This is a genomic window from Candidatus Niyogibacteria bacterium CG10_big_fil_rev_8_21_14_0_10_46_36 (genome assembly GCA_002772995.1).
Lineage (GTDB): Bacteria > Patescibacteriota > Minisyncoccia > 1-14-0-10-42-19 > 1-14-0-10-42-19 > 1-14-0-10-46-36.
The window spans coordinates 57487-83292 of record PFCO01000006.1 but is presented as its reverse complement, the minus strand read 5'-3'; the positions used below and the strand labels follow the sequence as shown (position 1 = coordinate 83292).

25 protein-coding genes and 4 tRNA genes are annotated in these 25806 nt (G+C 44.7%); 4 read left to right on the top strand and 25 right to left on the bottom strand.

From position 1 onward, the window contains the following. The 3 genes from COU47_03045 to COU47_03035 all read right to left on the bottom strand — a co-directional run. Positions 1-2713: hypothetical protein (locus COU47_03045; GenBank protein PIR69521.1), on the bottom strand; the 2713-nt coding region annotated here is incomplete at its 3' end. Between the two features lie 864 nt (positions 2714-3577). Then, positions 3578-4069: an RNA methyltransferase gene (locus tag COU47_03040; protein PIR69520.1), complete on the bottom strand. Its 492-nt coding sequence runs from the start codon at positions 4067-4069 to the stop codon at positions 3578-3580. A 447-nt stretch (positions 4070-4516) separates the two neighbouring features. Further along, positions 4517-4587 (bottom strand) — tRNA-Trp (locus COU47_03035). 113 nt (positions 4588-4700) lie between these two features. On the opposite strand from COU47_03035, the gene COU47_03030 reads away from it, so the two are divergent. Beyond that, a complete protein-coding gene (locus tag COU47_03030) occupies positions 4701-5492 on the top strand; it encodes a hypothetical protein (protein ID PIR69519.1) in 792 nt (263 codons plus the stop codon). 50 nt (positions 5493-5542) lie between these two features. On the opposite strand, the gene rpmG is transcribed toward COU47_03030, so the two are convergent. The 6 genes from rpmG to COU47_03000 all read right to left on the bottom strand — a co-directional run bounded on the left by rpmG (position 5543) and on the right by COU47_03000 (position 11355). Further along, complete coding sequence (gene rpmG, locus COU47_03025; protein ID PIR69518.1) at positions 5543-5707, bottom strand: 50S ribosomal protein L33; 165 nt, start codon at positions 5705-5707, stop codon at positions 5543-5545. 26 nt (positions 5708-5733) lie between these two features. After that, positions 5734-5806, bottom strand: a tRNA-Thr gene (locus COU47_03020). Between the two features lie 62 nt (positions 5807-5868). Next, positions 5869-5953: transfer RNA gene (locus COU47_03015), tRNA-Tyr, on the bottom strand. A 103-nt stretch (positions 5954-6056) separates the two neighbouring features. Further along, positions 6057-8741, bottom strand: coding sequence for a type VI secretion system ATPase TssH (locus COU47_03010; protein PIR69517.1), 2685 nt, complete (start codon positions 8739-8741; stop codon positions 6057-6059). Positions 8742-8772: 31 nt separating this feature from the next. Beyond that, positions 8773-10047: a hypothetical protein gene (locus COU47_03005; protein PIR69516.1), complete on the bottom strand. Its 1275-nt coding sequence runs from the start codon at positions 10045-10047 to the stop codon at positions 8773-8775. 129 nt (positions 10048-10176) lie between these two features. Then, positions 10177-11355, bottom strand: a complete 1179-nt coding sequence (locus COU47_03000; GenBank protein PIR69515.1) for a cysteine desulfurase NifS — start codon at positions 11353-11355, stop codon at positions 10177-10179. A 52-nt stretch (positions 11356-11407) separates the two neighbouring features. Here COU47_03000 and COU47_02995 point away from each other — a divergent pair, with 52 nt between their 5' ends. Then, on the top strand, positions 11408-11599 hold the full coding sequence (locus COU47_02995) for a hypothetical protein (GenBank protein ID PIR69514.1): 192 nt from the start codon (positions 11408-11410) through the stop codon (positions 11597-11599). A gap of 38 nt (positions 11600-11637) precedes the next feature. Here COU47_02995 and COU47_02990 read toward each other — a convergent pair whose 3' ends face one another. From COU47_02990 to COU47_02965, 6 genes are all read right to left on the bottom strand, one after another. Further along, a complete protein-coding gene (locus tag COU47_02990) occupies positions 11638-12933 on the bottom strand; it encodes a hypothetical protein (GenBank protein PIR69513.1) in 1296 nt (431 codons plus the stop codon). A 66-nt stretch (positions 12934-12999) separates the two neighbouring features. Next, a tRNA-Thr gene (locus COU47_02985) sits at positions 13000-13074 on the bottom strand. A 43-nt stretch (positions 13075-13117) separates the two neighbouring features. Beyond that, positions 13118-13528, bottom strand: coding sequence for a hypothetical protein (locus COU47_02980; protein ID PIR69512.1), 411 nt, complete (start codon positions 13526-13528; stop codon positions 13118-13120). Between the two features lie 3 nt (positions 13529-13531). Further along, complete coding sequence (tsf, locus tag COU47_02975) at positions 13532-13984, bottom strand: translation elongation factor Ts (protein PIR69511.1); 453 nt, start codon at positions 13982-13984, stop codon at positions 13532-13534. Between the two features lie 18 nt (positions 13985-14002). Further along, the gene (gene rpsB, locus COU47_02970; GenBank protein PIR69510.1) at positions 14003-14779 is read right to left on the bottom strand and encodes a 30S ribosomal protein S2; all 777 of its coding nucleotides are present in this window, start codon (positions 14777-14779) and stop codon (positions 14003-14005) included. A gap of 93 nt (positions 14780-14872) precedes the next feature. Further along, on the bottom strand, positions 14873-15334 hold the full coding sequence (locus COU47_02965) for a hypothetical protein (GenBank protein PIR69509.1): 462 nt from the start codon (positions 15332-15334) through the stop codon (positions 14873-14875). Positions 15335-15415: 81 nt separating this feature from the next. On the opposite strand from COU47_02965, the gene COU47_02960 reads away from it, so the two are divergent. Continuing rightward, positions 15416-15631 carry a 50S ribosomal protein L31 gene (locus COU47_02960; GenBank protein ID PIR69508.1) on the top strand — a complete coding sequence of 72 codons (216 nt, stop codon included), beginning with the start codon at positions 15416-15418 and terminating at the stop codon, positions 15629-15631. A gap of 63 nt (positions 15632-15694) precedes the next feature. Further along, a complete protein-coding gene (locus COU47_02955; GenBank protein PIR69507.1) occupies positions 15695-16720 on the top strand; it encodes a peptide chain release factor 1 in 1026 nt (341 codons plus the stop codon). A 35-nt stretch (positions 16721-16755) separates the two neighbouring features. Here COU47_02955 and COU47_02950 read toward each other — a convergent pair whose 3' ends face one another. From COU47_02950 to COU47_02905, 10 genes are all read right to left on the bottom strand, one after another. Then, positions 16756-18108, bottom strand: a complete 1353-nt coding sequence (locus tag COU47_02950) for a hypothetical protein (protein PIR69506.1) — start codon at positions 18106-18108, stop codon at positions 16756-16758. A gap of 43 nt (positions 18109-18151) precedes the next feature. Further along, positions 18152-18820 carry a 50S ribosomal protein L25 gene (locus COU47_02945; protein PIR69505.1) on the bottom strand — a complete coding sequence of 223 codons (669 nt, stop codon included), beginning with the start codon at positions 18818-18820 and terminating at the stop codon, positions 18152-18154. 50 nt (positions 18821-18870) lie between these two features. Beyond that, positions 18871-19845: a D-glycerate dehydrogenase gene (locus tag COU47_02940; protein PIR69504.1), complete on the bottom strand. Its 975-nt coding sequence runs from the start codon at positions 19843-19845 to the stop codon at positions 18871-18873. Positions 19846-19867: 22 nt separating this feature from the next. Beyond that, complete coding sequence (locus tag COU47_02935; GenBank protein PIR69503.1) at positions 19868-20731, bottom strand: tagatose-bisphosphate aldolase; 864 nt, start codon at positions 20729-20731, stop codon at positions 19868-19870. A 1-nt stretch (position 20732) separates the two neighbouring features. Next, entirely contained in the window at positions 20733-21980 is a 1248-nt protein-coding gene (locus COU47_02930) for a hypothetical protein (GenBank protein PIR69502.1), read from the bottom strand. Between the two features lies 1 nt (position 21981). After that, positions 21982-23019, bottom strand: coding sequence for a hypothetical protein (locus COU47_02925; protein PIR69501.1), 1038 nt, complete (start codon positions 23017-23019; stop codon positions 21982-21984). Positions 23020-23058: 39 nt separating this feature from the next. Further along, entirely contained in the window at positions 23059-23349 is a 291-nt protein-coding gene (locus COU47_02920) for a hypothetical protein (GenBank protein ID PIR69500.1), read from the bottom strand. 37 nt (positions 23350-23386) lie between these two features. Further along, the gene (locus tag COU47_02915) at positions 23387-24364 is read right to left on the bottom strand and encodes a transketolase (GenBank protein PIR69526.1); all 978 of its coding nucleotides are present in this window, start codon (positions 24362-24364) and stop codon (positions 23387-23389) included. Between the two features lie 21 nt (positions 24365-24385). Then, a complete protein-coding gene (locus tag COU47_02910) occupies positions 24386-25246 on the bottom strand; it encodes a transketolase (protein ID PIR69499.1) in 861 nt (286 codons plus the stop codon). Next, positions 25233-25806 (bottom strand): hypothetical protein (locus COU47_02905; GenBank protein ID PIR69525.1); only part of this gene is annotated, 574 nt, incomplete at its 5' end. The genes COU47_02910 and COU47_02905, both read right to left, overlap by 14 nt.

The window sequence follows — 25806 nt, the reverse complement described above, 5'->3', positions numbered from 1 at the left end:
CGCCTACCGTAAGGACTGCGTTTGCGTCAGGTGTTGAGGTCCCGATACCCAATGCGCTGGTTGCGGCAAATAAGGTGGAGGTGCCGATTCCTGAACCGAGCGATGCGATTTCGCCATAAATATTTATACTAGCACTAATATCAAAAATTGAATTTGTTGTATCTATCGCCAAGAAGCTTGCAGGGTCTATATTTGCGGAAGAAGAATAATATGCAAGACGATCCTGTGTTCCTGCGTTTACCGATCCGGCACCTGACCCCCCCGAAATACATGCGCCATTTATCGCAAAACAGCCAACCCCCGTATTAATATCAATACCGTTTGCGAATGTGCTGGTTCCTGCCGACGCCGATTCAATGGCACCTGCACCGTTTGTAATTTGGAGTCCTTGACTCACAATGCCGCCATAGAATGTGGATGTTCCCCCGCCTGCAAGAATCGTGCTTGATGCTTGGAAAAGCCCCGAAACATTAAATGCAGAGTCTATTGTTGAAGACGAATTTGACACAAAGCCCTCAAGACGACCCGATGAATCAATTGAGAACAGTGTTGAGGATGCGGAGTCCTGTATCTGGAATGCGTCAGCTATTTGGCCAGTCTGCAATTTCAATGCAAGAGGAATGGATGCGGTGCTTGTTGCCCCAATAGTTACAATAGCATTTGCGTTTGGAGTTGATGTCCCAATACCCAATACCTGCCCAGCAGCACTAACAAAAAGGAAGTCTGCGGAGCTTACTTCTGTTGCGCCTGTGTAATACGCAAGCGTATTGAGTGTTCCAGCATTCACCGTCCCCGAACCGCTGCCTCCGCCGGTGCCCGCACAGCTCCCATCCGGAAGACGGAAACATCCGGAAGCAATTTGAATACCATTTGCGAATGTAGAAGTTGCGGTTGCTGACGTCACATTCAGGCTTGCAACCTGAATCCCTGCATTAAATGTTGACGTTGCTGTTGTTGAAGCGATATATAAATAATCTCCCGCAATGAGACCCGCCGCAGAGATATCAGCGAAGGGGCTTGTTGTGCCCACACCGATACGCGCCGGGTTTGTTAGAAACAGGTCTCCCGTTAATGTGCCCCCAGCCAGCGGCAGATATCCGCTAATAGTGATATCATTCGGGATATCTGCGTCAGTAAGGCCGATAACTCCATTTACTGTCACATTGGTGAGTGTCACGCTCTCAAGCTCATGAATAACCTGAGTAAGCTGAACAATGCGGGTATTTGAATCAACCTGGTTACTTAAGAGTTGGTTAAGACGGGCAATTTCTTGAAAGATCTCATTTCTGAGTATATTGACCCGATTATCAAGGTCTGCCTGGGACAGCCCGGCTATTTCCCTAAGAATTGTCCGTTCTATGAGATTCGGCTCAGTAATAATGCGTTCTATGGTAAACCCCGATTTCTTTAAAATTTCAAATTCTCCCCGGAGGGCATCAAACTCTACCTGATAGTTCTGGGCAAATTCTGTATTTGACACATCTGGAGCAAAAAGTGACCGTATGTAGTCAGCAACATCATGCAGGTAGAAGTCATAATTGGCAGCAATCCGAGGAATTACATATTTTAGACCACTAGAAAACACATTCAAAAATTTATCACCACCCTCAACAGACGCAGCAGAAGAATAGAACGCATCTCCTTCCTTAAACGCATAAAAATCCCAGAATTTATCACTATCTCGCATATACGAGATAGCACGAGAACCTATTATTTCCGAAGCGTTTTCCCGAATGTAAGATACATTATTATAATTACGGAGAACAAAACCTCCTATATTTTCAACAAAAATATCGCCTATTTTTCTATAGTCATCAAAGTCAAATTCTCGCACAGAAACTGAGGTGCGAGATTCCATTATTTTAAGCATATTTCTAGCCTCCCCCGTCCTTTCCCTCCATCTTTGCGCAAAAAAATCTTTTATCCCCCCTCCCGGTTCTTGAAATACTGTGTGGAAATTAATCTCTCTTGCCTTTGCGATACCCTTAAGTGCCGCGTTGCCCAAAAAATCGCGTGTATCTCCTATCCAAAAACCAATAAAAAATATTAAAAAAACAACAAAAATTGAACGAAATTGCCTAGAAAGAAGAAAATGTCTCCTCGCTATAAGATACGCCCTCTTCTTTAAGAAAAATTTTTTAGCAAAACTGGCAGAGTCTGCCAATATTTCTTGCGTTTTTGGGGTGGCAAAGATGCGAGATTCTTTTATTTTAAGGCGTTTTTTCGAAGATACGAAGATATAAAACGTGCGAGAAGCTAAATAAAAAGCGGCTTGGGATACCGCCCCCCCCAACTTTCGGGAAAGCAGCCAAAAACTTGCCTCGGACTTTATTGATGCCTTTTTGATGGCTTCGGTGTCTGCCCGAGAAATAATTCCGATCCTTTCAGGAAAAGCAGGCGGATGAACACCCGCCCTTTTCTCAGTAAATGATTCCTGGACGGCTGCATCTTTAGGCTGGGAAGGTCTTGTTTGGGCAGCGCTTTGGCCTATTTCGGTTTTTACGCCCTTTTCAAAGGATAATTGCCGTAAACCTGATTTATAAGCCAAAACAGAATCCTCAGAAACAAACCATGCCCGCCCAAGGCGCTTAGCATCAATATATCCTCCTCGGGAAAGTTGCCCCAGATAGTCTTTAGCATAGCCAGAAAGCTTCGCAGCTACACGAAGCGGGATATATTTCTTATTTTCTATGATGACGAAATCCTCTCTCATGAAGTATTAAAAATTGGGGAGCATCGCAGAACTATTGGTGACAAAGATTAAAGTGATTTTTTATTTTCTGCAGATAATTTATTGACAAAATATGATCTGATCTTTTTTGGCCTCTTTCTGGAAAAAGAAGTGCGAGAAATGGTTGGGATGAAAAGCATTAGAAACAAAAATGAAGCATTCAATCCGATAAAATATTTTTTAAAAAATTCTTAATATTATTTTTTTATAAGAGTTAGAGTGGCGAGAAAGCATTAGAAACAAATTATTTCTCGTTATCACAAGATATTATCTTATCTCCAAAATAGAGTCGGTATTTTCTGAGAATCTCGTAATCTCGAGAATGCGAGAAATGCTTTATTATCCATTACTTTTAGTTTAAAGCCTAAAAACGGCGCTTAAAATCAAAAACTTCTTAACCTTGTGGATAAGAAGCTTCTGAAGATTTTTTTTTGCCGAATATTTTTATAATATTTTTTTAAAAAAAATATTTCAAGGAAATCGCGTTATTTAAAAAAAATAATATCTAAAAATACCCCCCCCTTCCCTCTCCCTGGGAAGTTGGGATAAGGAGCATTTTTAGATGATATTAACAAATATCTTTATAAAAATTAGCAAGATGATTAAATATTGATAATCCTTATAAGAATATACAAAAAAAATATCAATGTTACATAATCTTTATCTAAGAATGTCCCCTTCATCATATTTTAAAAAACATTTTTTTAAATTTACTGACAAAATTATTAGAAAAAATATCCCGGAACAAAAAAGCCCCGGATATATCAATCCTAGGAACTTTTTTGCTTTTTAAAAAATTAAACCTTATAAATCTTTATAAAATAAGAGCACATAGGCTATAAAATATTAATGTTTTATAACCTTATATTTCAGAAAAAACGAAACAATAGCAAAGGATATAGCTATATTAAGAGACTCCTTTTTCCCCTGCATGGGTATTTCAACTATGGCATCGGCTGAATCAAGGGCAATTTTTGGGACCCCTTGTATTTCGCCACCAAGAACAAGGACAATATTCTTAAGGGCTGATTTGGGGATAAATTGATGGAAGGGAACAGATCGTCTATCCTGCTCTACAGCCACCACCTCTAATTCTTTATTTTGAGCGCGGAGATTTTTTAATACAACGGCAGTAGATTTTTTCTTCTCCCACGATATAGTTTTTTCTGCGCCAAGAGCCGTTTTTGTAAATGCTTGCTTATATGCCCCTATTTCATTTACCGGCGCGGGGGTAATCCCACATAGAAAAATTTTTTCTATATCTCCCAACGCGTCTGCTGTTCTAAAAATGGAACCCACATTATATATACTGCGTATGTTATGAAGCACAACTATCATATTCTTTGATTAAAAAGGATTTATTTTCTTTCTGCAAGAGCGATATGAAAACTTTTCTTACCAAGAAGGGTTTTTATATTGATTCGTCACTCTACGCAAAGCGCAACTCGTCTGTTTTTACCCGGCAAAAAGTCCGGTACAAAATTTTACCCATGCAGCATTCGAACATCCTTATCTGCAGACTGTGTTTTTTTTAACATATACCACTGCTGCTCACGCGCTGCAGCAAGAGACAAGGACACCCAGAGACTCCCTCCTTTTCGCGAATGCATTGACAAAGATTTTTAGGGTTTTATGCCATACATCTGTACTCACACCATGCTACCCAAAACAAAAACAGCCCAATACTACAGAGCTGTTTTTGTTATTGCAAAGACATATTAAGTATCGCCTTGTTTGCGTCCTAAGAGACCGTCTGCAAAAAAATTTGTTCGCTTTACTTTACTGCGGGAGTTGAGGGAATCGAACCCCCGACCGCGGTTTTGGAGACCGCCGTTATACCACTTAACTAAACTCCCCCTTAATGAGCTTGGCAGAAAACTATCCTCCTGCCAATTGAACGATGCACCCTATTGTGATAATATTACCATAATTTGAGTTCTTTTTGAAGATAAACCCTGGAGGGAACTGTATGATACTGCTTGTGACCATCCTTCTTCTTGTCTGTGCTGTGGCGCTCCATGAGCTCGGACACGCTATATTAATGAAACGCTACTCTGTGACCATTAAGGAAATATGCATCCTGGGAGTGGGCCCAAAGCTTTTCACATTTCGCTGGAGGCGCATGTTTGGAGATACTCCTATTCATGTCCGCCTTCTGCCTATCGCCGCTTTCGTACGCCTGAAATATCCTGAGGAAACAGAGAACCTTGGTTATGCCCAGAGAGAGCATATTTATTCCGGCGGCATTGCTATGAACTTTCTGTTTGCGGGGGTGCTGATCTTTTTTGTATGTTGCTTTGGGGCTTTTCATGGACATTTCTCTCTGGTTCTCATTAGTATATTTTTTATAGTAGTTGCCCTTGGAGGAACGCTCTGGTTCTTTCCGTGCATTGCGGGCATGTGCGTCCTCATTCTTGGCTTTATCTCGCTGGGCAGCCTTCTATATATGGTTACAGTATTATCTCCCACTGAGACCATCGCCGGACCTATCGGCATAGGGTCATATATCGCGGGTATTCACTCGTATACAGCAGCGGTTGTATTTTCAGCTGTTATGTCTGCAAACATCGGTATTTTGAATGCGCTCCCCCTCGGGATGCTTGATGGAGAACTTATTACTATGTCTTTTTTGAATAGAAAATTCCCTACCTTTATGACTAGGTTTGGAAATATGGTATATGTGTTTCTGTTCTTGGGGTTCCTCTCGATCGTAGCTCTTGCATTTGGCTCAGACACCGTACGGCTGCTTCAGCCATCCTAAAAACACAAAAGACTCTCGGAAGGGAGTCTTTTTATGTGGTACGCAAAAAATTATTTCTTTGCTTCTTTGTGCGCTGTCCGTTTTTTACACCAGTTACAGAACTTTTTAAGTTCTATTTTCCGTTCAACCTTCCGTTTGTTCTTGTGCGTCCAATAATTTATCCGCTTGCACTCATCGCATTTTATTTTTATTAAATTTTCTTTTGCTTTTGCCATGTATGATAGTGTGTTAATTTGAACTGAGCCAATGGCCGGACTTGAACCGGCGACCTACTCCTTACCATGGAGTTGCTCTACCAGCTGAGCTACATTGGCATTATATTACTATATATATGTATAATATTCAACTCTCCGTTAGCGGAATGCCGAAAGACCTGTGCGCAGGGAGGGATTTGAACCCCCGTAGCCCGTCAGGGCGCTTGGTTTACAGCCAAGTGCGATTGACCACTCTGCCACCTGCGCAATATATAAGCAACAAAGATAGTATCAGTATATAAAAAAATGCCCCTCGCGTAAACAGGCCCCATAAAAACAGGGGTCGTTTTTTAATCGCGCACGAGACTATTTACTTAGAGACAATAGCTTCTTTTGTTTTTTTTACTTTTGAAGATCGTTCTTTTTTTGAGGATGCTCTAATGTTCAGATTACTATGCTTAAAATCAACTGTTACGCGAGAGCCCTTTGAAATATCATTTGTTATAATACGCTCTGCTAATGGGTTAAGAATCTTATTCTGAATCAGACGCTTAAGCGGTCGCGCTCCATAATGACGGTCATATCCTTCTTTTGCCAGGTGCGCGAGCGCTTCTTTTGAAAGAGCAAGAGTAATTTCTTTCTCCTCAAGCCGTTCTTTGACCTGTTCTAGCTGGATCTTTACTATTCTCTCAAGATCTACGGGGGTAAGCGCATTGAAAATAATTATTTCATCTAGTCGATTAAGAAATTCTGGACGGAATCTGCGCTCGAGAGCATTGCGTATCCTGCCCTTGAGTTCTTTTTCTTTGTCTTTGGTTTTTTCTTCGTCTGTAGCAAATCCTAATTTTTCCATTTCCCGAACAAATTCCGAACCAACATTCGAGGTCATAATAAGAACAGTGTTCTTGAAATTGACATGCCTCCCCTTTGCGTCAGTAAGCCTCCCATTATCAAATATCTGAAGAAGGATATTAAATACTTCCGGATGAGCTTTTTCTATTTCATCAAACAGCACAACGGAATATGGCCTATGACGGACCAACTCGGAAACATGCCCTCCTTCTTCGTGCCCGACATACCCTGGAGGAGAACCAATAAACTTTGAGACGGAGTGGCGTTCCATATATTCAGACATATCTATACGTACAAGCGCCTTATCATCAGCAAACAAGAACTTCGCAAGAGAGCGCGCGAGTTCTGTCTTCCCCACCCCTGTCGGGCCTAAAAACATGAATGAACCGATCGGACGATCAGGATCCGCGATGCCCGCGCGGGCGCGACGGATAGCATTTGCTATCTTATCTATCGCTTCGTCCTGCCCGACTATCCGTTTCTTTAATTCTTTTTCAATGCGCATTAATTTCTGCGCTTCTTCTTCCAAAAGACGCATAACCGGGATTCCCGTCCAGCGCGCAACCACCGTTGCAATCTCCTCGGGAGTCACCTCTTCTTTCAATATCTTGCGCGATATTTGTAGTTTTTTCAGGCGCGCCTCTTCACTCCGTAACTGACGCTCAAGATCGGGGATACGACCATATCGAATTTCTGCAACCTTTGTAAGATCGCCTATTCGTTCCGCTTGGTCTGCTTCCAGCTTGAGTTTATCAAGGTCTTTTCTAAACGAGCGGATGTGATTTATCGCTTCTTTTTCATTCTTCCAACGAAGTTCAAGCCCGGATATTTTTTCCCGTGACTCATCTATATCTTTTTGCACCTTTTTTACTTTTGCACGCGACTTGGCGTCATCTTCTTTCTTAAGAGCTTCTTTTTCTATCTCAAGGCGCATAATCTCACGTCGCCCGATTTCTAATTCCTCCGGCATACTATCAAGTCCCAACCGCAAAGCTGATGCGGCTTCGTCCATTAAGTCAACTGCCTTATCCGGCAAAAATCTATCTGAGATATATCGGCTTGATAAATGTACGGCGGATACTATGGCTGCATCGGTGATGTGTACGCCGTGATGTAATTCATATCTATCTTTGATTCCGCGAAGGATCGCGGTCGCATCTTCAATTGCCGGTTCCTCCACAAGTACCGGCTGAAACCGGCGCGCAAGCGCCGCATCTTTTTCTATATGTTTTTGGTACTCTTTGAGTGTTGTTGCCCCAATAGCATGCAATTCACCGCGCGCAAGTGCAGGTTTCAACATATTTGAAGCATCAATCGCGCCTTCTGCTCCTCCTGCGCCCACTATCGTATGAAGCTCATCAATGAATAGAATAACCCTTCCTTCCGCGCGTTCTATTTCGCGCATAATCGCCTTAAGACGCTCCTCAAATTCACCACGATATTTTGTTCCCGCCACAAGAAGACCTATATCCAAAGCAATCAGTTCTTTGTCTTTCAATATCTCAGGCACATCCCCTTCAGCGATACGGCGCGCGAGACCCTCTACAATAGCGGTCTTCCCGACGCCAGCCTCTCCGATAAGAACCGGATTATTTTTTGTGCGACGGGATAATATTTGCATAATGCGGCGGATCTCTTCATCGCGTCCGATCACCGGATCCAGTTTGTCTTCCCGTGCAAATTTTGTGAGATTCCGCGTGTAGCGCTCAAGCACCTTAAGTTTTGATTCCGGCTCTATGTCCGTAACCCGCTGTGATCCACGCAATTCTTCAATGGTCTGACGGACTGCATTTTTATCAATACGAAAATGGCTCAAAATATGCTGAGATTGCCCCGGCACCTCAAAGACCGCAAGAAAAAGATGCTCCGTAGAAATATATTCATCATTCATTGAATGAGCTATTTTGTGCGCATGCTCAAGGACTCTTCCGAATTCAGGGGTAAGCATCATTTGAAATGAGGGCGTTGCGGTTTTGCGAGAAGTTATATTGCCATCAAGCGCATCAAGTACGGAGTCGATAATAAGCGAAGAATCTACATTAAGTTTGTCGAGAATAGACACGACAATGCCTTCGTCCTGAAGCAGTAACGAAGCAAGCAAGTGCAGCGAATCTACTTGATTTTGACCACGCTCAAGAGCTAATTCGTGAGATCTCCGAATCGCTTCTTGTGCTTTTAATGTGAATTGTCCAAAAGGAAGCATATAATAGATTTATCCTATAGAATGTCTTATTTTACAACGAATTTGGTCTTTCTGCAAGTTCCGTCTCAAGCACTATTTCTTCTCCCCCGCGCAGTACCCGAAGATGAATAATATCCCCAACATTTCGCTGCCCGACTATATTCCCGAGAGGCTTATCCGATGTAATTCGAATATCATCAATTTCAAGAATAATATCTCCCTCCTTAAGCCCGGCGTTTGCTGCCGGAGAGCCCGCAATAACTGCACTTTCGCCGTTAGACCCCTTTGCAACTAAAACACCGTATGCTACCGGCAATCCTTTTTCCTCGGCAACCTTTGCCGTAATCGTTACATACCGAACCCCGAGAAACGCGTAGCGGATCTCCCCAAATTGCTTCACATCGGATATATCTTTTTTCGCAAAGTTCACGGGAAGCGCAAAGCCTATGTTTTCTGCGTTTTGAGCGACCGCACTGTTTATCCCAATAACACGCCCTGAGAGATCAAACAAAGGACCGCCCGAATTTCCTGGGTTAATAGCAGCGTCAGTCTGGATAACTTCGCTTAAAACTTCAGGCCCTGACGCTGGGCCTACCGCAGTTACGCTGCGTCCAAGCCCGGAAATAACCCCCACAGAAACAGTGTTTTGGAATTCTCCAAGAGCATTACCGATAGCAACAACGCTTTGGCCGATAGCAAGCGTGTCAGAATCACCAAGCGGCAAGAAGGGAATATTTGTCCGGTCTATTTTTAAGATTGCCAAATCCTGGACCGGATCCCGAGCAAGCACCTTTGCCGGAACACGCTCGCCGCTATTCATAACAACTACATAATCTGCAGACGCATCTTCTACCACATGCTTGTTTGTGACCAGCATCCCGTCCCGAGAAACAAAAAATCCGGTTCCCGCAGAAACATCCTGGCGTTGTGTGCCTTTTTGCTGCAATTGCGGGACCTGCCGAAGCTCTGGGGGAATCAGCTGATCAAAGAAAGGGTCGTTCCCGAACGGGTCTATATACACCTGCTCAAGTACCGGGACATCCTTTGTTGCAACAACACTTACCACTGCTGACTGGCTTTCGCGGACGAGCTTAATAACCAAATCTTCTTGTGTAAGAACAGTCACTGATTCTGTGGTAACGGCTTTACCCTCGTCTTCTTCGTTTGGGTTTACTTTTACTTGCTCAACCACCTTATGGATGGTGTCACGAATCGGGCTTGGCGCCTGATCAACCAGCGTAACAGTAACAATGCCTGTTACGATTGAGGTTACAAAGCTCACTAAGAGCACGAGAAGAACGAGTTGTGTTTTTGTGAGATCCTCCATTTTACTCCATTAGAAATCTGATTAATAAAGTATCCATGCTACGACAAAAATATAAGAGAATGACATCATGCCGCCGTTTATCGTCCAGCAAAATTTTATAAAATTTTGCAAAGGATTTCCAACGGGGCTTCACTTTCTATTATGAAGCAGTGCGGAAAGGGCGTCAACAAACATATCAACATCATTTTTTGTGCTATATTTTCCCAACGAAATGCGTATACTTGAACGGGCCTCTTCCTTTGTTTTCCCTAATTCCTGGAGGACATATGAGGGTTCCTGCGCTCGCGCCCTACATGCACTCCCCGAGGAAACACACACCCCTCTTTCTGAAAGACCGATAAGCAATAGCTCCCCACTCTCCCGGGGGAACGACACATTAATAATATTTGGTAAGCAATGCTCGCGCGTCCCGTTCCATTGCGCCAGCGGAGCAATATTCTGTATTTTGGGGAATATATCATCACGAAGTTTTTGTACGCGCTTAAAAATATCTTCTTCTTTTTGTTTATGCGCGAGACGCATTGCCTCTGCAAAGCCAGCGATTAACGAAACATTCTCCGTAGCGGGCCTGATGCCATACTCTTGGTTGCCTCCGTACATAAGCGGCTGGAGAGACACACCGTCCCGTATATACAACGCGCCCACCCCCTTTGGTCCATATATTTTATGCGCGGACATCGTCATTAAATCAACGCCTAATCGCTCTACATGCGTATCTAAAAATTGCACCGCCTGTACTGCGTCGGTGTGAATGTACGGAGTTTTTTTGGGCCCGCGGAATTCTTTTACTATTTTTGCAATCTCCGAAATTGGTTGAACAACCCCAATCTCATTATTCGCATACCCAACAGACACAAGCACTGTATCCGGGCGAAATTCTTTTTTGATATCTTCCGGCGCAATACGTCCCTCGCTATCCGGCCGCACGAATGTCACATCTGCAAGCCCCTTTGCCTCTGCGTATTTATATGGCTCAAGTATGGAAGGATGCTCTATCGTGGAAGTGATAACATGAACCTTCTTTCCATCGCGAAATGCAAAACGCGATATAACGCCCTGAATCGCAAGATTGTTTGCTTCGGTCGCAGAACCCGTAAATATAACCTCTCGTAACGCATGCGCTCCTATGCATTCTTTTACGCGTTCCCGTGCATTATCTACCGCTTTTACGGCAGCTTGGCCATGCTTGTGAACGGAACCTGGGTTCCCAAAATTTTCTGCCCAGTATGGTTCCATAGCATGGATAACCTCGGGATCAACCGGGGTTGTTGCAGCGTAATCCAAATACACCAATTTCTCTTGACTCATAGATAAAAATATGATACTCTATTTTCCAGAAAAATCAAGCAGGGAGTTCTTTATGAATATAATGAATCTTGTCATATGCTTAGCTTTCTTCGCCCTATACGCTTTTTTAAATATAGGGGTGTATTTAATCCTCATCGTCATAGTGCACCCATTTCTAGCTGTGCTGGCAGTTGCGGTAGCAAACGCATTTATAGGCTACCGGGTTGGAAGCGTCCGGTATATGCCTGACATTTATTCGCCGTAAAACAAAACTCCCCCACTTACGTCTAGTGGGGGAGTTTTTCATCCTTCTTTGTGACTCGTGCGCCACCGCTTAAGAGCCTGCCAAAACGGTAAAATACCGGTGAGATAATCAAATGTTATCAAGCGTTTTAACCACCAGCCGAGACGCCCCGACAGTATGAAGGGGCCGAACTCGGCAAGGGCATAATGAGGACCAAGCGGAATAACAAACCGCGCCGTTCTTTCGTAGTATCGGAATGTCATTTTTTTATGAATAAGACGCTTCAATGTGAACGAAACATATTGCCCTCCTGAGATTGCAACCTGAGCAGTCATAGGGAGCGGCACAGCAGTGGAGACGGGCGAACAAGCCGCAACATCACCGATAGCAAATATATTTTCGAATGGGAGTACACGTAGATGATCATTTACTATAAGACATGACTTAGGACTGCGCTTTGCTCCTATAATGTGTTCGGTGAGCGGATGCGCCTTTACGCCCGCGGCCCAAATAAAGACGCTGCACGGAAGCGTAAACGGACTTGTTTCTTCATTAGAACTTTTCTTACGTAACGGGTGTTCTTCATGGGACACAATTTCTATTCCTTCTATTCCTGTTCGGGTAACTTTTGTAATACGGCTCCGGACATGTATTTGAACGCCCAAAGAACGCAAACGTTTTTCTGCTTTTTTTCGTATCCGCGGAGAAACTTGCCGCAATATTGTGTCTGAAGCCTCTACAAGAGTGATGCGGACAGTGTCTCCTGGATGAGGATGAACGCGAGCCAGGCGCCTTACATACGAAGCAAGAGAAGCGGCGAGTTCACATCCCGAAAGCCCTCCCCCGGCAATAAGAATATTGATGGGCTTGTGTTTCGGAGTGGTAGCGAATACTTCGTCTATCGCGCTTCGTATCTGAAGCGCATCCTCCGCGCTTTTTAATTCAAGAGCGTGTTCTTCTGCTCCCTGAATATCAAAATAATTCGATACGGAACCAAGCGCTAACACCAGCCAATCATAAAAAAGGGCCTCACTATCAGAAAATCGAATCATTTGATTCTTGGGATCTATTTCAGTGACCTCTTTCTTGATGAGATGTATTTTTGATATATCGATTATCTCAGCTAGAGGGATTGCTATCCTATCGCGAAGTTCGCGGTAGGTGTCAGGGCGCGCGACGCGAGATTCGGGCAAAAACGTTGTCGCAATTCTATAGAAATTAGGATGATATTGGTGATACCCACCCTTATCAATCAAAAAAACATCCGCATCAAAACAAACATGCCGAGACAAATCAAGAGCAGCGCGCACCCCCCCAAAGCCTCCTCCAATAATAACAATGCGCTTTTTCTTCATACATCTATACTAGCAAAGAAAAAAAGGTGTGTAATGCGCGCGTGTAGCAATATAAGAGTGTTGTGATAGAGCCACCCCGCGGATTCGAACCGCGAACCTTCACTTTACAAAAGTGTTGCTCTACCATTGAGCTAGGGTGGCATTATATTTCTAACGCAGCAGCCAGAGAAAGGCGTTGCATTTTTTATTCAAGCGGTTCTTTGCGCGAAACGCTGTTGTCATTCTTCATCTCTTCTTTCCACTCATGCATAGAGTCCCAAAATGGGGATTGTCCTTTTTTGCGCATCACAATCTTTCGTCCATGCAGGTAATCACCTATTCGTTTGAGTCGTTTTTCAACGAACAACAAAAGAGCACGGATGTGCCGTACTACCCATTCACCAAAGTGATAGAACAAAAAAGAAGCGGTGTGTTGGCACCAGCGTGAGAATGGAACAACATAATCTTGCTGGAGCGAATAAAACGGGGACGGATTCATATCCACAAACTGAACGAGTTCCTCTTCCGGCAATGCACGCACCGCAGAAATATGGCGCAAAAAGAGAGCGGAGATGCCGCCGAACGAGAGCAAGAAAAGTCCGAGAAAAATATACATATGTTATAGAGAAAAGCGCTCGAATTGGGCAACTTCAATATTCTCACCAAACTTCTGAATTGCCTCTTTTATTTTATCGCCGATGGTCATGCTCATATCCTTGATGAACGGCTGTGACAACAGATCATCTACAGATTCGGGTGTGGATGCCGCAATATGCATAGCAATATCGTGGGCAAGCGCTTCAAATTCCGGGCTCCGCGCAACGAAGTCGGTTTCGGAACGCACCTCCAAGAGTACCCCCACCTTTTTATTTGAGTGAATGTACGCATCAATCACCCCCGCTTTTGTTTCGCGGTCCGTTTTTTTTATTGCAACCGCATCGCTCTCTTTGCGGAGTATCTCCTTTGCTTTCTCCATATCGCCACCACTCTGGGAAAGTGCGCGCTTGCAAGCCATAATAGAGACGCCCGTCTCCTCTCGTAATTGTTTTACTGTCTCGAGATCATTACTCATGATTTCTATTATACACGATTATGCCGTGACTTCAGACGCTTGCGGGGTCTCCGCCGGTGCCTGCTCCTTCCCCTTCTTCCATGCGTCCATAACCTTATCAAGAATATAAGCAACACTTGAACGAGCGGAGTCATTCGCCGGAATCACATAGTCAACAAGGGTGGGATTTACATCATTGTTCGCAATAGCAATAACCGGAATAGAAAGCCGCTGCGCTTCATGTACTGCAGTTATTTCTTCTGCAGGGTCTACTACAAAAAGTGCCGCGGGACGACGCCTCAACTGAACAACGCCACGGAAGTTGTGCTCTAGCCGCTCTAACTCCTTTTCCTTCATAACTATTTCTTTCTTCTTGTATTTCGAAAGCTCTCCAGAGCGCTTTGCTTCTTTTAACTCTTCAAAGTAATCCATCCGCTTACGAATGATATAAAAATTAGTGAGCAGTCCTCCAATCCATCGGTCAGTCATAAACGGCATACCAATCTTCCCGGCTGTCTCCTCAACAGCTGTTTGCACCGCGGGCTTTGTTCCCACAAAAAGCATAACTTCCCCCTTCTTGCTTATCTCGATGACATAATCCAAGGCGCGATCAAGTTGGGTACGCACTTTTTCGAGATCAAACACCTCTACATTGTGGCGCAAACCAAAGATATACGGCCCCATTTTGGGGTGCCGACGCGAACGAGAATAGCCGAAATGAACCCCCGCCTTGAACATGGCTTCTAATTCTGGGTCTGCTTCAGTTATCTGCAGGGGTGTATCCTCTGCGACCTCATTTTCTACTTCTTCAGACATGATGACTTATCATACTAAAATACCGCATATTCTGCAAGAGATAAATAAAGCCCATATTCCTTAAAGAATATGGGCTTTCCTTAGCTTGTACGGCTAATCACAGGAAGGCTTCCCCTGATCTTGTTCGGACCGATGTTTTACCACCTTTGCCCCAAAACGAACCAGGAAGACAAGCAATACCATGCCGGTAGTCTTATCAACCAAAGCGCGCTCCAAGACTCCAAATGATATCATCCCAATCCACTCAAGAGCATGCGCAGAAACACACAGCAGAAGCCAGAGGAGAATAAATATACTCCCCCACCGCTTCCGTGCGTACATAAATGTCATCAGCGCGTATCCGGTAAGTGCAGTAAAATAAAGATCGTAGAATACATCAGACGCGTATAATAACGATACATATACCCCGTGCCCCGTGTATAAGAATGAAACACACTCCGCCCAATACCAAAAAGAGACCGCGGCAAACGCATAAAACAACAGTCTGTCTATTAAAGAAAGATGGCTGCACACCCACCTTTTTATACTGCGGGATAGCGGCTCTCCGTTTTCCATAAACTCCTCCTTAGCCTTGTTTTTCCGCAAAAATAATACACCTATTTACAAAAAAAATCAATGCCTATATAATAGACACTAATGAAAAAAGACATTCATCCTACATATTATCCGGATGCAAAAATTACCTGCGCATGCGGACACATACACCACGCCGGCTCAACCAAGAAAGAGATGGATATTGAAATTTGCTCGCACTGCCACCCGTTCTTTACCGGAAAAGAAAAATTAGTAGACACCGCTGGGCGTGTGGAAAAATTCAGGGCAAAACAGAAGCGGGCAAAAACAAAAAAATAACTTCTCTCGCGTAAGAAAAACGAGTCCCTTTTTCAGGGCGCTCGTTTTTCTTTTGCACGCATTATGACCCCAGAAGAGTTACACAATATAGAACAAGAATATAAAACGCTCTCAGACGAGCTTGCAAAGACCGGCTGGCAAGACCAAGAGAAAGCGGCTCGTTTTGGTCTGCTCTCAAAAATAATTGAAGATGTTCACGGGCTTGCCAATCTGTATGCAAAACGCCGCGAAACTGAAGAACTATTGAACGATCCGTCAATGAAACAACTTGCTGAAGAAGATCTTCTCCGGATAACCGAAGAAGAAAAAATAACCGAGAAAAAGATACAACAAACTCTTACAGAAGATGAGGCGGAGTCCGCTTCTCTAGGTGCGATTCTTGAGATTCGTGCGGGTGCGGGAGGAGATGAAGCCGCTCTCTTCGCCCGTGATTTATTTGATATGTACTCAGCATACGCCGCGAAGCAAAAATGGCGCATTTCATTCGTCAATCGTTCCGAAAATTCCCTTGGAGGATATAAAGAAATAATCGCGCGGATACATGCAAAAGAAGCATATAATTATTTGCAGTATGAATCAGGCGTCCATCGGATACAACGCGTCCCTGAAACAGAAAAATCAGGCCGCATTCACACATCAACGGCATCTGTTGCCGTATTCCCCATATACCCCCCGAAAACTATTATCATAAAAAATGAAGACCTTGAGATTGAATTCACGCGTGCAGGCGGTCCAGGCGGACAAAATGTAAACAAAGTAGAAACGGCGGTTCGTATCACCCATAAACCGACTGGTATTGTGGTGCTTTCAAATAGTGAGCGATCGCAATCAGCAAATCGCGAACGGGCACTTGAAATATTGCAGGCAAAAATAATCGACGAAGAGCGCATTAGACGGGAAAAGGAACAATCTCAAGCGCGCAAAAGCCAAATAGGAACCGGGGATCGTTCGGAAAAAATACGCACCTATAATGTGCTGCAAGACAGGATAACCGACCATCGCATAAAAAAATCATGGCATAATATCCAGGATATCTTTGCGGGAAATCTTGACCCCATCATACAAACACTTAAAGAAGCAACTTTATAAATAAACGGCTCATATGTGTATGAGCAGTTTATTTGTTACCGGGAAATGATGTCTATTTGGTTTTGATATTTTGTTGCAAGCGCCATAACATCATCTCCGTAAAACGCATATGATGCCTTGTTCGCATTTACCCATCCTGCAAAATATCGAAGTGCCGCTAAGCGTTCGGCTTGATATGTCCCTGCGGCAGCGCCATTTTCTTTGAGCAAAACAGCAGATGCTATAAATGCAGTCCGAGGGTCCCACGGGTTTGGCGGATTCTGGCCTGTTAATTGTGCTATTTTATCTTTATAGAGTATCCAGGTAGAAGGAATAAATTGAGCGGGCCCCATCGCACCCCCGTAGCCGTATCCAGGAGGACATGACACTACCATGCTATATGGATCAAGTCCTAATTCTTGAGTAATCTGCACAAAAACATCAACATCCCGGCTTGGCTTCATTACTCCGCTAAATATTCTCCCCGTATTTATACCTTTTCCGTCTCCCTTACTCGGCTGGTTTGTAAGAAGGCATTGGCCTACATTTTCTCCAAGATTTGATTCTTGCGCGACAACCCCCAAAATAAATGCAGGACGCACACCCGTGAGCTGAAAAGCTGCGTTCGCGTATTCCACCGCCTTTTCAAATGGGATTGCCGCTGATCCTTGAAGCAGAAACAATTCACTCCGTATTTTTGCGGCATCCTTTTCCCTGCCCGCGAGAATCTTTTGATATTCCGCCTCTACCCCCTTTGTTATATTTAAAAGATTTTGTTTCTCTTTTTCCTGTTGTTCAATCCTCTGCCGCTCTAATTCTTGCAGCGCACGCAATTGCACTTCTTCGGTTTTTCGCTCCTCAAGCGATGTGCGTTCTTCGCCTGCAGTTGCTTGGGTCCGGCGTATTTCGCCGAAAGAGAATTGAAGTGCGACTTGGACAGTATCAAAATTATCAAAATCGACAAAAAAATCAGAAAGCGTCTCGTAAGAAAGCATAAGCTCAACAAGCGAGGTCTGGTCAAGTTCGTATACTTTACGCAGAAGTTCGCTTAGTGATTCTTTTTCGCTATCTATTTTTTGATCCAAAGAAGTTATAAGTGTTGATTTTTCTCCTATGGATTCGGTGAGTTTGCTGATTGTGAGATTGCGCGCACGAATCTCAAGGCGAGATTTTTCTATCTGAGCATCAAGTATTGCGACATCCCGCTCAAGCGATGTCCGCTCCTTTTGCTTTTCTGAAATAACGCCCCGGAACCCTTCAATTTGCGTTTCAAGCTCTGCCAGTTCTGCTTCAAGCTCTGCTCTCCGCTCTCCTACCAGTGCGGGGTTCACTGTTTGTGCTGACAGGAAAAAGGGCACGAGCACAACGACTCCGCCCAAAATAAAAAGATAATGGAACTTATTTCCCATTACCTTTTAGTATACTGTATAACCACTATGCAGCAACAGGGGCTTACGAAGCATCTGCACTCGTCTCTTTTTCTGCAGATTCTCCTCCTTCTCCGTCTTCTTCCTTTCTCTCAGTTGTTACTTCAATATCATCAATGCTTTTTGCTGTCTCTTCCTCAGCCTCTTCGCGCGGCGCAGAAACAAGCACAACAACCTCCTCCGGATCAGCCTGAATGACCACTCCTTCCTTAAGCTTAATATCGCTTACGATTATGCGATCTTCAAATGCTTTCAGTCCCGAAATATCAATAATAATTTCTCCGGGCAAATCAGCCGGAAGCGCCTCTACATCAAGCTCATGGATAACCTTCACGAGAACGCCGCCTTCTTGTTTAACTGCCGGGGATTCTCCCTCAAATTCAACCGGCACAGTTGCCACAATCTTTTCATCCATACGCACCGCATGAAAATCAATGTGGAGAGGGGTGTTTTTAATAGGGTCAAATTGAACTTCGGAGATGAGAACATTGTGTTTTTTATCGCCGGTATCAACCATCACTAGCGATGACTCCCCTGCTTCGCGCCAGATACGGACAAAATCCGCATACGGGACAGCAAGCATTTCCGTATCAATGCCCTTTCCATACACCACCGCAGGAATCTTCCCCTCGCTCCGGAGTGCGTCTACTTTTTTGCCGGATACAATCCGGTTTTCTGCCTTTAGCGACAACATATAAGAACGCTTTTCAGCATACTATAGGAAAAAGCAAAAATCAAGAGTTGTTATTTGGCGACCACTTTGTTCGGCGCTTCTCTACCCTCAAAAACCGCTATAATATTGTCTGCAGCAAGCCGGGACATGGCTTGGCGGGTTTCTTCAGTGCCTGACGCAATATGCGGCGTCATAATGATGTTTTCGAGGTCAGCGAGCCCCGGTGTAACCGCGGGCTCTCCCTCAAAAACATCAATTGCCGCTCCTTTTATAGTTTTTTTCTGCAATGCTTCCAAAAGCGCCTGCTCATCGATAACCGGACCCCGTGAAGTATTAATCACATACGCCGTCGACTTCATCTGCCCGAATCGTTCTGCATTCATGAGATGCCGCGTAGCATCCAGAAGCGGCACATGGATAGATACATAATCGGCCTCCCCCAAGAGATCCTCGAGCGTTTCCTTATATACCGCACCGAATTCTTTTTCAAATTCTTCGTTACGTTTTATGTCGTGGTATATTATTTTCGCATCAAATCCGTGTACCGCATGATGCGCCACCCGCGAACCAATGCGGCCAAGCCCGATAATCCCTATTGTTTTTGAAGAAAGATCATTCCCCAAAAGAAGCATCGGCGCCCATCCTTTATACATCCCATTCCGCGTAAACCGGTCAGCTTCTGCTACCCGGTGACTAATTGCGAGCATGAGCGCAAATGTGTGTTCGGCAACGGTATTCGTAAGCACTCCGGGAGTATTCGTGATTGTGATATTGCGTTCTGCCGCGGCTTTCAAATCAATATTATCAAACCCGACGGCATAATTTGCAAAAATCTTACACTGCGGTCCTGCCGCATCAAGCACTTGGGCGTCTATGGTATCGGTAAGAAGACAAAGCACCGCGTCATATTCTTTCCCCTGGATATATCCTATGAGCTCTTCTTTGGTAAGCACACGGTCATGCGGACTTACCGTAAGTTCATACCCCTTTCCTTGTAATGCATTGATTCCTTCGTCCGGAATCTGTCGTGTTACAAATATTTTCATATGTATGTATGGGAAAAATTAATTATATAGAATCTTTACTGCCAAATAAAATGATTTTTTCTTCTATTTTTTTCTCCATCGCCTCAATAACCGATGGGAACATTTTGTATGGTGTTGTCTCTTCGGGATTCTCTTTCAAGAACGCGCGGAGCGCCTCTGCATACACCACCCGCACCTCCGTGTTGATATGTACATTATTTATACCCGCCTGTATTGCTTGTTTCATCTCTTTATCGGAGATACCTGAACCGCCATGGAGCACTATTGCTATATCATCAGAAAGCGCGGCGCGAATCGCCTCTATCCGCTTAATGTCTATATTCGGTTCATTTGCCGCAATCCCATGAATATTCCCTACTGCGGGCGCAAAACGCTGCACCTGCGTCTCTTGTACGAATTCTTTTGCCTGAGCAGGGTCGGTCATATCTTCCGGCCGTATTTTTATAACTTCATGCTGCATCGTTGAAGACCCGCGGAGATATCCAAGCTCTCCTTCTACAGAAACATCTGGATTTTTTGTTTTTGCATATTGGACAATTGCTTTCGTGCCCTCCACATTCTTTTCGTACGATTCCTTAGAAAGATCAATATTAATAGAATCATATCCGGCATCAATCGCCGCTTTTGCTGATTCTACGCTGTGGAAATGATCAGCATTCAGAAATATTGGAATGCCAGATTCTTCGCAAAACGCTCTCACAAGCGCTACAGACTGCAAAAATCCCAAATGATTAGCCTCACCCTCTGATGTCCCGATATGCAACGGTGAACGCACACGCTCAGCTACAGCAACCATGGCTTTCAGCTGTTCCAATGTTGCAATATTAAAATGAGGGACCGCCCACTTTCCCTCCAATGCTTTCTTAAAATAGCCAGCGAGCTTCATGTTATGTTTCGATAAATCCTTGGGAAAAATTCTTAATAATCAACTCCTCCATCATGCTAAATCCCGTATACGCGCTGAACACTTGATTCCAGAGCGCTTCGCGGTGATGGTAGGTATATTTTACTACGGTTTTTGCCGAAACCAAAGACATGGCATTATCAACTAAATTAAACGATGTAAATGTCTCCCCTCCGAGTTCATCCGGAATAAATGCCCCCACCCAATCAAGTCCATGCCAAAACTCAAGCTCAAGGCTTTTTTCTCTTTTCCCTAATGTCGCGATATCATTTTCTGCACGGGTCCAATGAATAGCCTCGGGGTTTACGTGACTTGCAAAAAGGCGTGGATCTTTTTCGTCTTCTTTCGCAAGATACCGCTGAACCATCATCCATCGATACGCCTGCTCATCCCCAGGGAACGGCTTCTCCATAACATCCCCCCGCAACGAAGACACGAGGCGCTTCGCAAAGGTATCTGGCTCATGCGCGTATAGCCTGAATAATTTTGAGTAGAAGGTAATCTCGTGGAGATAGTGCAAAAGCAGGCTGAACAGGCGCATGGTCTCCCCCGCAGTATCTATAGGGATAGGAATCACAAAAATAATCCCAAGTTCTTTTAAATGACTTACATTATGGAACTTCTTCTCTAAAAATGCCTCTGCAATTGTGAGCCACTCTTTATGCAGCACATGCACTTTTATCGGCCGCTCTTCAAAATCATCCGGAGAAAGATATTCTATCTGTTTAAAAAAAACGGTATTAAGCCAAGTCCTGTCTTCAACAAACCGAAGGGCGCTATATACCTCAAATAAATCGAAACGGTTTAAAAGTTCTGAGACGCTCTTCATCTTAAAAAAGGAGAGGATATTTTTTGGAGGATTCCGTTCCAAAAGCTCCCGCGCTTTTTCTTTTTTTAGAAAAAATCCATTCCCAACATCCGCAAGATCCTGCGCAGTAAGCATAAGCTCTCTGCAGCGCTCTTCGCTATCACAAACAGGTTCGCGGAAATATTCAAAAAGCGCGTGGTCATCGCGTTTTATCTTTCCTAAGAGCGCTTTGTGCATCTGGTGCGCGTGGTTCTTCGTTATGCCGAGTACTTCGAGACGGTTTTGAACATAGTTTCTATTTTCGCGCGCAATACGCTCAAGCACACCATCTTTGCCGTAGCGCGAACTCATATGCTCATCAATATTCCGTAATATATTCGGCGATATGCCTAAAAGGCGTGCTATGTCGGTTGCGGCATCCATATTATTTTTTTATTTTCGTTGCCGAAAAAGAAAGATTTTTCCAGCGTCTCTGCGTTTCAAATTGCCGCTTTGTCAGAAGACCTGTTTTTGCACCGATATATTCTACCTTAGAGGTCGCATTCGCGCTTCCAAGCCGAAGCGCATAAAGAATGGCGGCATCAGTTGTCGTCATGTGTCCGCTTTTTGATTTTCTCATAAGTCCTGCCACTAACCCTGAACCAAATGAATCCCCCGCACCCGTCCTGTCAACGACCGCTTTTTCCTTATACGTACCCACACGCCATACCGTCTTTCCGTCAGATACCTCAACGCCCTTCGGACCCATAGTCATAACCGCAATGCCATCTACAACCGCATCAAATTTCCTGAATATTTTTTCGCGGCTCCGATACGACACGCCGAGCAACCCCGCAGCTTCTTCTTGGTTTACAATAAGCACATCCAGCATGCGTAAATGTGGCTTTAGTTTTTTGAGTCCTAGCGCGAGATCAACTCCCCCGGGGTTCCATGCGATGCGCGTGCCATATTTTTTCTTAAGCATAGCCGCTTTCTTCAAAATGCTCAGATTACCCGAAAGGGATGTCAGATAGAGCCACCGCGTACGGATACGCGAAAATGGTATCAATGTCGCTGTAAGGTTGTCATTTGCGCCACGATGTCTCAAAATAACACGCTCTCCCGACGAAGGCTCAAGTATGACCGAATATCCCGTAAGCGCACGGGGATCTGTGTGTACAAAATGAGCATCAACTCCTTCCTGTACCAATTCATTTTTTATTTCATGGCCACGGACATCATCCCCGACATTCACGATAGCTGCGGTTTTAAACCCTTGGCGCGCAAATGTAACTGCGGTATTTGTGCCCGCTCCTCCGGTGCCAAAAAACATCTCATCAATAGTAATTTTTGAACCCAGCGGGAGCACTAGGTTTTCTTCAAGGCCTTTTCCTTTGTTTTTTTGCACCCGGAACGTCTTGCTGCGCATGAGCGCATCACGCGTTGCTGATCCAATTGTTACAATGTCATAAAAAAAAGCCATATGTTAGGCAATTATATTAATGTTACCAACAAAGCATTGTTATGCCGGCTGATATAACGAAAACAATTTTTTTGTAGAAAGCAGAATTAACACCATGCCAAGCGCAAGAATAAATGATTGGAGATCCGGCAGCGTTGGCTCGTAGATATACACTATTGCATACAAGAAGGACACAAGAATGAGAGAAAGCCCCCACAAAAAAGATAACAGCCCAGTTCTTACCCGCCCCACCACTATTCCTGCCGCATGGGCAACAATGGTAATCGCCATGAACGCGAGAAATACGCCCATGAGATCAAAAAATAATACGAAGTTCAAAAATAATTCCATATGCCTTTAGTATACCGCACTGCGAATGAAAGAAACATCACTTCCTCTGAATAACTTTTTTTGCCGCTTCGGCGATGGATGCGGGCCCCATGCCCAGCTTTTCTATAAGCTCTGTAGGCTCTCCGGACTCCCCAAAGCGATTGAGAACACCTACGAATTCAATAGGCACTGGGACATTCCGCGTTATGATTTCTGCTACCGCAGACCCCATGCCACCATTTATCTGATGTTCTTCTATAGTAACGAGTGCTCCTGCTTTTTTTGCAACATCAATGACGGTCTTTTCGTCCATCGGCTTTATTGTGTGGTTATCCACGACGATAGCATCAATGCCGTCTTCAGCAAGCATTCCTGCGGCAAGAAGCGCATTATGCACAAGTGGCCCGCATGCAATAAGAGCAACTTGTGGATCTTTCCCTTCCCAGAAAATTTCTGCCTTCCCTATTTCAAATGGAGTTTCTGGAGTGGTAAAGATCGGAGTTTTCTCACGCGCAAAGCGAATGTAGACCGGCCCCGGAAGAGATGCCGCCGCAAATGTCGCTTTGCGTGCTTCGTGTACATCACATGGCGCAAGAACCGTCATATTCGGAATGACACGCATAATAGCCATGTCTTCTACTGCTTGGTGTGTTGCCCCATCCGGACCCACAGAAACTCCTGCGTGCGCCCCGGCGACGATTACATGCTGCTCGTTATAACAGATAGTGGTGCGTATCTGTTCCCAGTTTCTCCCGGGAGAAAACATTGCGTACGAAGAAATATAGGGAATTTTTCCAGCAGCAGCCATACCTGCTGCAACCGACGCAAGGTTCTGTTCGGCAACTCCTATTTGCAAGAACCGTTCCGGGAATGCCTTCCGAAAATCTTCTGTCCGTGTTGATTCAGTGAGGTCCGCACACAACGCAACTACATTCGGAAATTTCTTTCCCGCTTCTACTAAGCCTTCACCGTACCCATTCCGGATAGGCGCCTGCTCAAGCGCTTTTACATCAAGCGCTTGTTCCACCAAGTTCATTTTTTTATGCAACAACATATATTACTCATGTTCTGATGTAATTTTCCCTCCCAGAGTACGGAGGTCATGTAATGCGTTCTTTATCTCCTCAGGTTTTGTCGGTGGTTTGCCGTGCCAAGTGTAATCACGCTCCATATATGAAACGCCTTTGCCAGGGACGGTGTGCGCAATAATGAGCGCCGGCTTTTCCTGTACTACCTGCGCCTGCTCTATCGCCATGTGCAAATCCATAAAATCATGCCCATTTGCGTCAATGACATGCCACCCAAATGCGCCGTACTTCGCACGAAGCGGCTCAAGCGGCATAACATCTTCGGTCATGCCGTCTATTTGGATATTGTTCCGGTCGATAATGCCGATGAGATTCCAGAGCTTTTCACGCCCCGCAAGAAGCGCTGCTTCCCATATTTGCCCGGCATCGTGTTCTCCATCGGACATGAGGCAATACACAAAGTTCTTTTTACCATCCATCCGAAGCGCAATCGCCATGCCCACTGCCTGCGAAAGTCCCGAACCCAATGGCCCCGAACTTGTTTCAATCCCGGGCAAGGCGGTTCTATGCGGGTGCCCCTGAAGACGCGTCCCGAATTTCCGAAGCGTTTTTAGTTCTTCTAACGGAAAATACCCGGCGTGAGCCATCGCCGCATATTGAATTGGGCAAATATGCCCGTTTGAAAGCACAAGCCTATCCCGGTCCTCCCATCCAGGATTTTCGGGGTCGTGTTTTAATGTATGAAAATAAAGAAGCGTAAACACATCCGCCATGCCTAAAGGACCCGCGGAGTGCCCTGAACCGGCCTCAACCAATTCATTGATGAGAGATTCACGTATTTCATTCGCCTTCTCTTCCAAGAATTTTATTTTGTCGTCATGAAGATGCATGCTGTAATGTTTCTATCGCTTCTTTAATATTGCTTTCCCCGAAAATAGCGGAGGCTGATGCGACACGCGAAGCACCCGCACGAAAAACAAGAGGTGCGGTTTTTTTGTTCACACCGCCATCTACTTCTAGTATACAATCAGGGCAGGCATTGTGTAACCCTCGTATCTTGTCTTCTGTGCGTTCATCCATGGCCTGCCCCGGCAGCCCCGGCGACACAGAAAGCAAAAGAACGCCATCTATCGTACCCCAAAACGGTCTTGTTTTTTCCCATGGCGTTTCTGGGAGGATGCCAAGCACGACCTCCTTCCCCGCTCCTTTTATGTTCTGCACAACATAGCCAATATCATGCCCCGCCTCAAGGTGGATTATCAGGCGCTTCACTTGCGGTATAAGCCATTCGGCGTAGCGCGTATCTATGTCGCGTATCATCAAATGCGCCTCAATAGAAAGCGGGGTCTCTACTCCTTGAAGATCCGAGGCAGCATGCCACAGGGTGTTCGGTGTAAATGTACCGTCTGCAACATCAATATGCACCCATGGTGCGTGCGGTTCTACTTTT

Coding starts and splice junctions, on each gene's coding strand:
- COU47_03040 (PIR69520.1), bottom strand. CDS start 4,069: ATGATAGTTGTGCTTCATAACATACGCAGTATATATAATGTGGGTTCC.
- COU47_03030 (PIR69519.1), top strand. CDS start 4,701: ATGATACTGCTTGTGACCATCCTTCTTCTTGTCTGTGCTGTGGCGCTC.
- rpmG (PIR69518.1), bottom strand. CDS start 5,707: ATGGCAAAAGCAAAAGAAAATTTAATAAAAATAAAATGCGATGAGTGC.
- COU47_03010 (PIR69517.1), bottom strand. CDS start 8,741: ATGCTTCCTTTTGGACAATTCACATTAAAAGCACAAGAAGCGATTCGG.
- COU47_03005 (PIR69516.1), bottom strand. CDS start 10,047: ATGGAGGATCTCACAAAAACACAACTCGTTCTTCTCGTGCTCTTAGTG.
- COU47_03000 (PIR69515.1), bottom strand. CDS start 11,355: ATGAGTCAAGAGAAATTGGTGTATTTGGATTACGCTGCAACAACCCCG.
- COU47_02995 (PIR69514.1), top strand. CDS start 11,408: ATGAATATAATGAATCTTGTCATATGCTTAGCTTTCTTCGCCCTATAC.
- COU47_02990 (PIR69513.1), bottom strand. CDS start 12,933: ATGAAGAAAAAGCGCATTGTTATTATTGGAGGAGGCTTTGGGGGGGTG.
- COU47_02980 (PIR69512.1), bottom strand. CDS start 13,528: ATGTATATTTTTCTCGGACTTTTCTTGCTCTCGTTCGGCGGCATCTCC.
- tsf (PIR69511.1), bottom strand. CDS start 13,984: ATGAGTAATGATCTCGAGACAGTAAAACAATTACGAGAGGAGACGGGC.
- rpsB (PIR69510.1), bottom strand. CDS start 14,779: ATGTCTGAAGAAGTAGAAAATGAGGTCGCAGAGGATACACCCCTGCAG.
- COU47_02965 (PIR69509.1), bottom strand. CDS start 15,334: ATGGAAAACGGAGAGCCGCTATCCCGCAGTATAAAAAGGTGGGTGTGC.
- COU47_02960 (PIR69508.1), top strand. CDS start 15,416: ATGAAAAAAGACATTCATCCTACATATTATCCGGATGCAAAAATTACC.
- COU47_02955 (PIR69507.1), top strand. CDS start 15,695: ATGACCCCAGAAGAGTTACACAATATAGAACAAGAATATAAAACGCTC.
- COU47_02950 (PIR69506.1), bottom strand. CDS start 18,108: ATGGGAAATAAGTTCCATTATCTTTTTATTTTGGGCGGAGTCGTTGTG.
- COU47_02945 (PIR69505.1), bottom strand. CDS start 18,820: ATGTTGTCGCTAAAGGCAGAAAACCGGATTGTATCCGGCAAAAAAGTA.
- COU47_02940 (PIR69504.1), bottom strand. CDS start 19,845: ATGAAAATATTTGTAACACGACAGATTCCGGACGAAGGAATCAATGCA.
- COU47_02935 (PIR69503.1), bottom strand. CDS start 20,731: ATGAAGCTCGCTGGCTATTTTAAGAAAGCATTGGAGGGAAAGTGGGCG.
- COU47_02930 (PIR69502.1), bottom strand. CDS start 21,980: ATGGATGCCGCAACCGACATAGCACGCCTTTTAGGCATATCGCCGAAT.
- COU47_02925 (PIR69501.1), bottom strand. CDS start 23,019: ATGGCTTTTTTTTATGACATTGTAACAATTGGATCAGCAACGCGTGAT.
- COU47_02920 (PIR69500.1), bottom strand. CDS start 23,349: ATGGAATTATTTTTGAACTTCGTATTATTTTTTGATCTCATGGGCGTA.
- COU47_02915 (PIR69526.1), bottom strand. CDS start 24,364: ATGAACTTGGTGGAACAAGCGCTTGATGTAAAAGCGCTTGAGCAGGCG.
- COU47_02910 (PIR69499.1), bottom strand. CDS start 25,246: ATGCATCTTCATGACGACAAAATAAAATTCTTGGAAGAGAAGGCGAAT.